Annotated in this window: 8 protein-coding genes and 1 tRNA gene; 6 read left to right on the top strand and 3 right to left on the bottom strand. The window is 59.5% G+C overall.

Annotated elements, in window-relative coordinates; translation table 11 throughout:
- The first annotated feature begins 110 nt into the window (after window positions 1–110).
- Both ACOTXT_RS21825 and ACOTXT_RS21820 read left to right on the top strand, forming a co-directional pair.
- A complete protein-coding gene (locus ACOTXT_RS21825) occupies window positions 111–1,496 on the top strand; it encodes an MFS transporter (protein WP_421625450.1) in 1,386 nt (461 codons plus the stop codon).
- Window positions 1,497–1,507: 11 nt separating this feature from the next.
- Window positions 1,508–3,118, top strand: coding sequence for a glycoside hydrolase family 43 protein (locus ACOTXT_RS21820; protein WP_333166448.1), 1,611 nt, complete (start codon window positions 1,508–1,510; stop codon window positions 3,116–3,118).
- A 4-nt stretch (window positions 3,119–3,122) separates the two neighbouring features.
- Here the strand turns inward: ACOTXT_RS21820 and xynR are convergent, their stop codons facing one another.
- From xynR to argL, 3 genes are all read right to left on the bottom strand, one after another.
- Window positions 3,123–3,881, bottom strand: coding sequence for a DNA-binding transcriptional repressor XynR (gene xynR / locus ACOTXT_RS21815; RefSeq protein ID WP_055322413.1), 759 nt, complete (start codon window positions 3,879–3,881; stop codon window positions 3,123–3,125).
- 191 nt (window positions 3,882–4,072) lie between these two features.
- Window positions 4,073–5,077 (bottom strand): ornithine carbamoyltransferase, encoded by a 1,005-nt coding sequence (gene argF / locus ACOTXT_RS21810; protein ID WP_055322414.1) that lies wholly within the window; start codon window positions 5,075–5,077, stop codon window positions 4,073–4,075.
- Entirely contained in the window at window positions 5,047–5,142 is a 96-nt protein-coding gene (gene argL / locus ACOTXT_RS21805; RefSeq protein WP_213014347.1) for a putative translational regulatory protein ArgL, read from the bottom strand. The genes argF and argL overlap by 31 nt, the downstream gene beginning before the upstream one ends.
- 99 nt (window positions 5,143–5,241) lie before the next feature.
- Here argL and rraB point away from each other — a divergent pair, with 99 nt between their 5' ends.
- From rraB to ACOTXT_RS21785, 4 genes are all read left to right on the top strand, one after another.
- Entirely contained in the window at window positions 5,242–5,667 is a 426-nt protein-coding gene (gene rraB / locus ACOTXT_RS21800) for a ribonuclease E inhibitor RraB (protein ID WP_014882320.1), read from the top strand.
- Between the two features lie 46 nt (window positions 5,668–5,713).
- Entirely contained in the window at window positions 5,714–6,472 is a 759-nt protein-coding gene (gene miaE, locus ACOTXT_RS21795; protein ID WP_248270568.1) for a tRNA isopentenyl-2-thiomethyl-A-37 hydroxylase MiaE, read from the top strand.
- 30 nt (window positions 6,473–6,502) lie between these two features.
- Window positions 6,503–7,225, top strand: coding sequence for a topoisomerase II (locus tag ACOTXT_RS21790; protein WP_333166455.1), 723 nt, complete (start codon window positions 6,503–6,505; stop codon window positions 7,223–7,225).
- Window positions 7,226–7,329: 104 nt separating this feature from the next.
- Window positions 7,330–7,414: transfer RNA gene (locus ACOTXT_RS21785), tRNA-Leu, on the top strand.
- Window positions 7,415–7,843: the final 429 nt, after the last annotated feature.

The following is a 7,843-nucleotide window of genomic DNA, read 5'->3' as shown; positions in this document are numbered from 1 at the left end:
CCAAAATCAGCCACGAAGAGACGATTTTGGGCTGAAAATTGGAAAATTGAGCCACAGGACGTCGATAAAGGACGGTTTGGGGCGTCATATCGGGAGCTGCGGACCACTTAATCGCAACTTCCTTAACCATGAAAGACAAAATTGGCTACGGGCTGGGTGACACCGCCTGCGGCTTCGTCTGGCAGGCCACGATGTTCCTGCTGGCCTATTTCTACACCGACGTCTTCGGCCTGTCGGCGGGCATTATGGGAACGCTGTTTTTAATCTCCCGCGTGCTCGACGCCGTGACTGACCCGCTGATGGGGCTACTGGTGGACCGCACCCGCACGCGGCACGGCCAGTTCCGCCCGTTCCTGCTGTGGGGCGCCATCCCGTTTGGCATCGTCTGCGTGCTGACCTTCTACACGCCGGACTTCTCCGCGCAGGGCAAAATCATCTACGCCTGCGTGACCTACATTCTCCTGACCCTGGTCTACACCTTCGTTAACGTGCCGTACTGTGCCATGCCGGGCGTCATCACCGCCGACCCGAAAGAGCGTCACGCCCTGCAGTCGTGGCGTTTCTTCCTGGCGGCGGCGGGATCGCTTGCCATCAGCGGCATTGCCCTGCCGCTGGTGAGCATCATCGGTAAAGGGGACGAGCAGGTGGGCTATTTCGGCGCCATGTGCGTGCTGGGCCTGACCGGCGTGGTGCTGCTCTACGTCTGCTTCTTTACCACCAAAGAGCGCTACACCTTTGAGGTGCAGCCGGGCTCGTCGGTGGCGAAAGATCTCAAGCTGCTGCTCGGCAACGGCCAGTGGCGGATCATGTGCGCGTTCAAGATGATGGCGACCTGTTCCAACGTGGTGCGCGGCGGGGCGACGCTCTACTTCGTCAAATACGTGATGGATCACCCGGAGATGGCGACCCAGTTTTTACTCTACGGCAGCCTCGCCACCATGCTTGGCTCGCTCTGCTCGTCTCGTCTGCTGGGCCGCTTCGATCGCGTCACCGCCTTCAAGTGGATCATCGTCGCCTACTCGCTCATCAGCCTGCTGATTTTCGTCACCCCGGCCGAGCACATCGCGCTGATCTTCGCCCTCAACATCCTGTTCCTGTTCGTCTTTAACACCACCACGCCGCTGCAGTGGCTGATGGCCTCTGACGTGGTGGACTACGAGGAGAGCCGCAGCGGGCGCCGCCTCGACGGCTTGGTGTTCTCCACCTACCTGTTCAGCCTGAAGATTGGCCTGGCAATTGGCGGGGCGGTGGTGGGCTGGATCCTGGCGTACGTCAACTACTCCGCCAGCAGCAGCGTGCAGCCGGTGGAAGTGCTGACCACCATCAAAATCCTGTTCTGCGTGGTGCCGGTGGTGCTCTACGCGGGCATGTTCATCATGCTGTCGTTCTACAAGCTCACCGACGCCCGCGTGGAGGCCATCAGCCAGCAGCTGCTCAAGCACCGCGCGGCGCAGGGCGAGGCCGTTCCCGACGCCGCGACAGCCGCATCCCATTAACCGGAGGCAATATGGAAATCACTAACCCCATTCTGACCGGCTTCAACCCGGACCCGTCCCTGTGCCGCCAGGGCGAGGACTACTACATCGCCACTTCGACCTTCGAGTGGTTCCCGGGCGTGCGCATCTACCACTCCCGTGACCTGAAAAACTGGTCGCTGGTCAGCACGCCGCTGGACCGCGTGTCGATGCTGGACATGAAGGGCAACCCGGACTCCGGCGGCATCTGGGCGCCGTGCCTGAGCTACGCCGACGGCAAATTCTGGCTGCTCTACACCGACGTGAAGATTGTCGACTCGCCGTGGAAAAACGGCCGCAACTTCCTGGTTACCGCGCCCTCCATCGAAGGGCCATGGAGCGAACCGATCCCGATGGGCAACGGCGGGTTTGATCCGTCCCTGTTCCACGACGACGATGGCCGCAAATATTACCTGTATCGCCCGTGGGGGCCGCGCCACCACAGCAACCCGCACAACACGATCGTGATGCAGGCGTTTGACCCGCAGACCGGCACGCTCTCGCCCGAGCGTAAAACCCTGTTTACCGGCACGCCGCTCTGCTACACCGAGGGGGCGCATCTTTATCGCCACGCGGGCTGGTACTACCTGATGGTTGCCGAGGGCGGCACCAGCTACGAGCACGCGGTCGTGGTACTGCGTTCCAAAAACATCGACGGGCCGTACGAGCTGCACCCGGACGTGACGATGATGACCAGCTGGCACCTGCCGGAGAACCCGCTACAGAAGAGCGGCCACGGCTCGCTGCTGCAGACCCATACCGGAGAATGGTACATGGCCTACCTCACCAGCCGCCCGTTGCGCCTGCCCGGCGTGCCGCTGCTGGCCTCCGGCGGGCGCGGCTACTGCCCGCTGGGACGCGAGACCGGTATCGCCCGCATTGAGTGGCGCGACGGCTGGCCGTACGTGGAAGGCGGCAAGCACGCGCAGCTGACCGTGAAAGGCCCGCAGATGGCCGAGCAGCCCGCTGCCGTTCAGCACGGCTGGAGGGACGATTTCGACGGCAACACGCTTGATCCAGAGCTGCAGACCCTGCGCATTCCGTTCGACGACACCCTCGGCTCACTCACCGCACGCCCCGGCTACTTACGGCTCTACGGGAACGACTCGCTCAACTCCACCTTTACCCAGTCGACCGTGGCGCGCCGCTGGCAGCACTTCGCTTTCCGCTCAGAAACGCGGATGCAGTTCTCGCCGGTTCACTTCCAGCAAAGCGCCGGACTGACCTGCTACTACAACAGTAAAAACTGGAGCTACTGCTTTGTGGACTACGAGGAGGGGCAGGGGAGAACCATCAAGGTGATCCAGCTCGACCACAACGTGCCGTCATGGCCGCTGCACGAGCAGCCCATTCCGGTGCCGGAACAGGCGGAGAGCGTCTGGCTGCGCGTGGACGTGGATAAGCTGGTCTACCGCTACAGCTACTCGTTCGACGGCGAGACGTGGCACGCCGTGCCGGTCACGTATGAGGCGTGGAAGCTGTCGGACGACTACATCGGCGGGCGCGGTTTCTTCACCGGCGCGTTTGTGGGGCTGCACTGCGAGGACATCAGCGGTGACGGCTGTCATGCGGACTTCGACTACTTCACCTACGAGCCGGTTTAACGGCTCAGGCCGGGTAGCCCAGCGCGCGTGAGAGCTGGAGCCCGGCCTGCTGAAGCTGCTCGCGGAAATCAGCCAGTTCTGCGTCGTCCACGCGGGAGGTCAGGGTCGACAGGCTCAGGGCGGCAATCACGCGGGATTCATGGTTCCACACCGGCACCGCCACGCAGCGCACGCCCTGCTCGTTCTCTTCGCTATCCAGGGCGTAGCCCTGCTCGCGGGTCTGCGCCAGGGCGCTTATTAGGGCTTCGCGAGAGGAGAGAGTAGCGGGCGTAAAGGTGGTGTACTGATAGCCCTCCAGCAGGGCATTCAGCTCGGCCTCGCCCAGCCAGGCAATCAACACCTTGCCGATGGCGGTGGCGTGAACCGGCAGGCGGCGGCCAATGCGCGAATAGGCGATGGCGGCCAGCTTGCCTTCAATCTTCTCAATATAGACCCCTTCACGCCCGTCCAGGATCCCCAGATGGGTGGTCTGCCCGGTACGCTGGGACAGTTCGGTCAGCCAGCCTTTCGCCTTCTGACGAATATCGATGGAGCCCACGACAAAATGGCCGCGCTCGACCAGCTTCATGCCGAGGCGATATTTGCCGTTCTCCGGGTTCTGATCGATATAGCCATGAAGCTGCAGGGTTTTAAGCAGCGAGTGGAGGGTACTCTTGCTCAGCCCCATCAGTTTGCTGATGTCGGTGATCTTAAGCTCGGTGGCCTGCTCGTTGAACAGGTCGAGGATCTGCAACGCACGTTCAACAGACTGAATAATCGGCATAATGCTGGTATGTCCACGCTGGAATTAAGGCGAAAACGTACCTTTTTCGGGGTGAAAAATCAATGAAATGGAGCTGGCCTGATCCGCCCGGCGGCGCTGCGCTTGCACGGGCCTACGGGTTGTGTAGGCCGGGTAAGCGCAGCGCCACCCGGCAAGAAGAGCACACCGAATCAATAAAGTGGGAGAAAGGATCACTCCCCAAGCGTCGCCACCATCACCGCCTTAATCGTATGCATCCGGTTTTCCGCCTGGTCGAACACGATGCTCGCCGCCGACTCAAATACCTCGTCCGTCACTTCCATTCCGCCGTGCAGATCGAACTCCTTCGCCATCTGCTTGCCGAGCGTGGTCTGATCGTCATGGAACGCCGGCAGACAGTGCAGGAACTTCACGTCCGGGTTGCCGCTCAGCGCCATCATCTGCGCGTTCACCTGATACCCGCGCAGCAGCGCAATCCGCTCCGCCCACTTCTCTTTGGCTTCGCCCATCGACACCCATACATCTGTATAGATAAAGTCCGCGCCCTTCACGCCCGCCGCCACGTCTTCCGTCAGGGTAATCTTCCCGCCGTGCTTCTCTGCCAGCGCGCTGCACTCCGCCACCAGGCTCTCTTCCGGCCAGCAGGCTTTCGGGGCCACCAGGCGCAGATCCAGCCCGGTCAGCGCCGCCGCTTCCAGCATCGAGTTGCCCATGTTGTTGCGCGCGTCGCCCGCGTAGACCAGCGTCATCTCGTTAAACGCCTTGCCCGGCAGGTGCTCCTGCATGGTCAGCAGGTCCGCCAGCAGCTGCGTCGGGTGGAACTCGTTGGTCAGCCCGTTCCACACCGGCACGCCCGCATACTGCGCCAGTGTTTCGACGACTTCCTGGCCGTGGCCGCGATACTGAATGCCGTCGTACATCCGCCCGAGCACGCGCGCGGTGTCCTTAATTGACTCTTTATGCCCAATCTGGCTGCCGCTCGGCCCTAAATAGGTAACGCGCGCGCCCTGGTCAAATGCGGCAACTTCGAAAGAGCAACGGGTACGGGTCGAGTCTTTTTCGAAGATGAGCGCGATGTTTTTACCGGTAAGCTTCTGTACTTCCTTGCCCTTTTTTTTATCGGCTTTGAGCTGTGCGGCAAGGGTCAGCAGAGAAGTGAACTGTGCAGGGGTAAAGTCGAGCAATTTCAGAAAGTGTTTCTTGTACAGATCAGACATTTTATCCTCACATGGCGAACGCCACTTATTGAATTAAAATTCACTTTATATGTGTAATTATTCATTTGCAACCCCGTTTCACAAATCTTTCCAACAAAGGTGGAGGCAAACCCGTCCGTGTGTGAAAATAGAAGTATCTGCCGCACTTTAAAGAGGATTGAGCCATGGCAAACCCGGAACACCTGGAAGAGCAACGCGAAGAGACGCGTCTGATTATTGAAGAGCTGCTGGAAGACGGTAGCGATCCGGACGCGCTGTACACCATCGAGCACCATTTCTCTGCGGATGATTTCGACGCGCTGGAAAAAATGGCCGTGGAAGCCTTCAAGCTGGGTTACGAAGTGACCGAGCCTGAAGAGCTGGAAGTGGAAGAGGGCGACACCGTCATCTGCTGCGACATCCTGAGCGAAGGCGCGCTGAAGGCGGAGCTGATCGACGCGCAGGTCGAACAGCTGATGAACCTGGCCGAGAAGTTTGAGGTGGAATACGACGGCTGGGGAACCTACTTCGAAGATCCGAACGGTGAAGACGGCGAAGAGGGCGACGACGAAGATTACGTCGACGAAGACGACGACGGCGTGCGTCACTAAGCGTTTCAGGCGGTGGCGCGCGCCACCGCTTTTTCAAGGCAGAACCATGGATTACCCGCAGATACTCGCCCCCGTACTCAACTTCCTCCAGTGCCCGACCCCGCAAGCATGGATTGATAAAGCCCGCGACCCGGCGAACCTGCCGCTGCTGCTCACCGACCACATGGTGTGCGAGCTCAAGGCCGCCCAGACCGCGCTGCTGCTGGTGCGTAAATACGTCGCCGACGAAAGCGGTGCCGACGCGCTGCTCGAGTGGCTCAAGCCCTACGAACAGTTCACCTTCCGCGACGGCCCGGAGCCGGACTTCATCGCCCTGCACAGGCAGATTGGCAAAAGCGTGATGCCCAAAACCGACGACCCGTGGGGCCAGGCGCTTATCGACAGCATGGTGCTGCTGATTAAAGAGGAGCTGCACCACTTCTGGCAGGTGCGCGAGGCGATGCTGGCCCGCGACATTCCGTACGTCAAAATCACCGCCAGCCGCTACGCCAAAGGGATGCTGAAGGACGTGCGCACCCACGAACCGCTGACGCTGATCGACAAGCTCATCTGCGGTGCCTACATCGAAGCCCGCTCCTGCGAACGCTTCGCCGCGCTGGCCCCGTTCCTCGACGACGACCTGCAGAAGTTCTATCTCTCGCTGCTGCGCTCGGAAGCGCGCCACTATCAGGACTATCTGACGCTGGCCCGGCAGGTGAGCGACGACGATATCTCACCGCGCATAAAGCTTTTTGGCGAAATTGAAGCCACACTTATCTCGACACCGGACAACGAGTTTCGCTTCCACAGCGGCGTGCCGGTGTAAACCGGCATAACTCAAGGATAAGGATGCGAGATGAATAAAACGTGGACCCGTATTGTGATTGTCGTCATTGCGGCTGCCGTCGTGGCGTTCTGGGTGTTTTTCGACAGGCAGCGCGCCCCGGAACGGCAGATGGATAACGCCCTCAACGCGATGCCCGCCTGGCAGGTGATTAAGGAGCAGGAGCCCGCGCTGCATCAGCGCATCCTCGACCAGATGGCCGCCCTGCAAAAAGCGGGCGAGCCGGAGCAGCAGATTATCGACACCATCCAGCCGCAGATCCTGCATTTGCAGATGACGCGCCTGCAGAACGCCCCGGACGCCAACGTGGTGAACTACATGACCATCAACATGGAGCAGACCGCCGCCATCCAGAAGGTGAGTGACGACGCCTGCTTCCGCTTCCTCTACCCAATGGTGAAGGGCGGCGTGAACCCGATGCGCATGCTGGATAAAGACCTGATGGCGCGGCGCATGCAGGCCGACGCCGACATGATGCGCGCGGCCTATGGCAAAAACCGCCACACCGTGACCCCGGCCGAACGCGAGGCGGCTGTCGAAGACGTGCGACCGATTATGAAGCAACTTGCCGATAAGTACGGCGAGGACATCCAGCTGCTGCAGATGCCGGAGAAGGCGGTGGGCAAAGAGAAGCTCTCCTGCGATATGGTGCAGGAAATGTGGGCCAAGGTGCTGGCGCTGCCTGAACAGAAGGCGGCGAGGGTGATTCGGCTGGCGGTGTCTGAGCTGGAGTGAAAGGGCGCTGGTTTTTTGGGCACTTAGCGCGGGTTTCGCGCGTCGTCGCTTGCATGGCGGCGCGCGACAGGTATAATCCACAACGTTTCCGCATCCCCTTCAGTGCCGAAGTGGCGAAATCGGTAGACGCAGTTGATTCAAAATCAACCGTAGAAATACGTGCCGGTTCGAGTCCGGCCTTCGGCACCAAAAGATGCAAATCAAAGTCGCTTAAGGGCGGCTTTTTTTGTGTCTGAAATACACGTAAAGTTTTCCTTTCAACGGAAGACAATCTGATTCAGCCAATATCAAATTTCTTATAAGTATAGAACAGAATATATTCTCATTCGATAATTGTCATATTTGTGCATAAGCTTTCCGGTGATTTTGAAAGGTTATTTGTCTTAGCCTGACGCTTTCCGCTTTATCCTGGAAAAGGAATGTCTGCTGTCCCGCATGGTTTAAACATCTCACATCTGCTGTAACGAACCTCAAACTTTCTCCATCATTGATTAAGGAAGGTGCGAATAAGTCCGAGATGTGAGATCATCGTGTTGTAACCTGAACCCAGAATGAGTAACCGGATGAGCCAGCAACTGACTTTTGCCGACAGTGAGTTTTCCAGTAAACGCCGCCAGA

The organism is Enterobacter cloacae complex sp. IR5422 (genome assembly GCF_049238165.1).
Taxonomy (GTDB): domain Bacteria; phylum Pseudomonadota; class Gammaproteobacteria; order Enterobacterales; family Enterobacteriaceae; genus Enterobacter; species Enterobacter roggenkampii.
Note: the sequence above shows the minus strand (reverse complement) of the source record. Positions and strands in the feature narration are given on the sequence as shown.

Coding starts and splice junctions, on each gene's coding strand:
- ACOTXT_RS21820 (WP_333166448.1), top strand. CDS start 1,508: ATGGAAATCACTAACCCCATTCTGACCGGCTTCAACCCGGACCCGTCC.
- xynR (WP_055322413.1), bottom strand. CDS start 3,881: ATGCCGATTATTCAGTCTGTTGAACGTGCGTTGCAGATCCTCGACCTG.
- argF (WP_055322414.1), bottom strand. CDS start 5,077: ATGTCTGATCTGTACAAGAAACACTTTCTGAAATTGCTCGACTTTACC.
- argL (WP_213014347.1), bottom strand. CDS start 5,142: ATGAATAATTACACATATAAAGTGAATTTTAATTCAATAAGTGGCGTT.
- rraB (WP_014882320.1), top strand. CDS start 5,242: ATGGCAAACCCGGAACACCTGGAAGAGCAACGCGAAGAGACGCGTCTG.
- miaE (WP_248270568.1), top strand. CDS start 5,714: ATGGATTACCCGCAGATACTCGCCCCCGTACTCAACTTCCTCCAGTGC.
- ACOTXT_RS21790 (WP_333166455.1), top strand. CDS start 6,503: ATGAATAAAACGTGGACCCGTATTGTGATTGTCGTCATTGCGGCTGCC.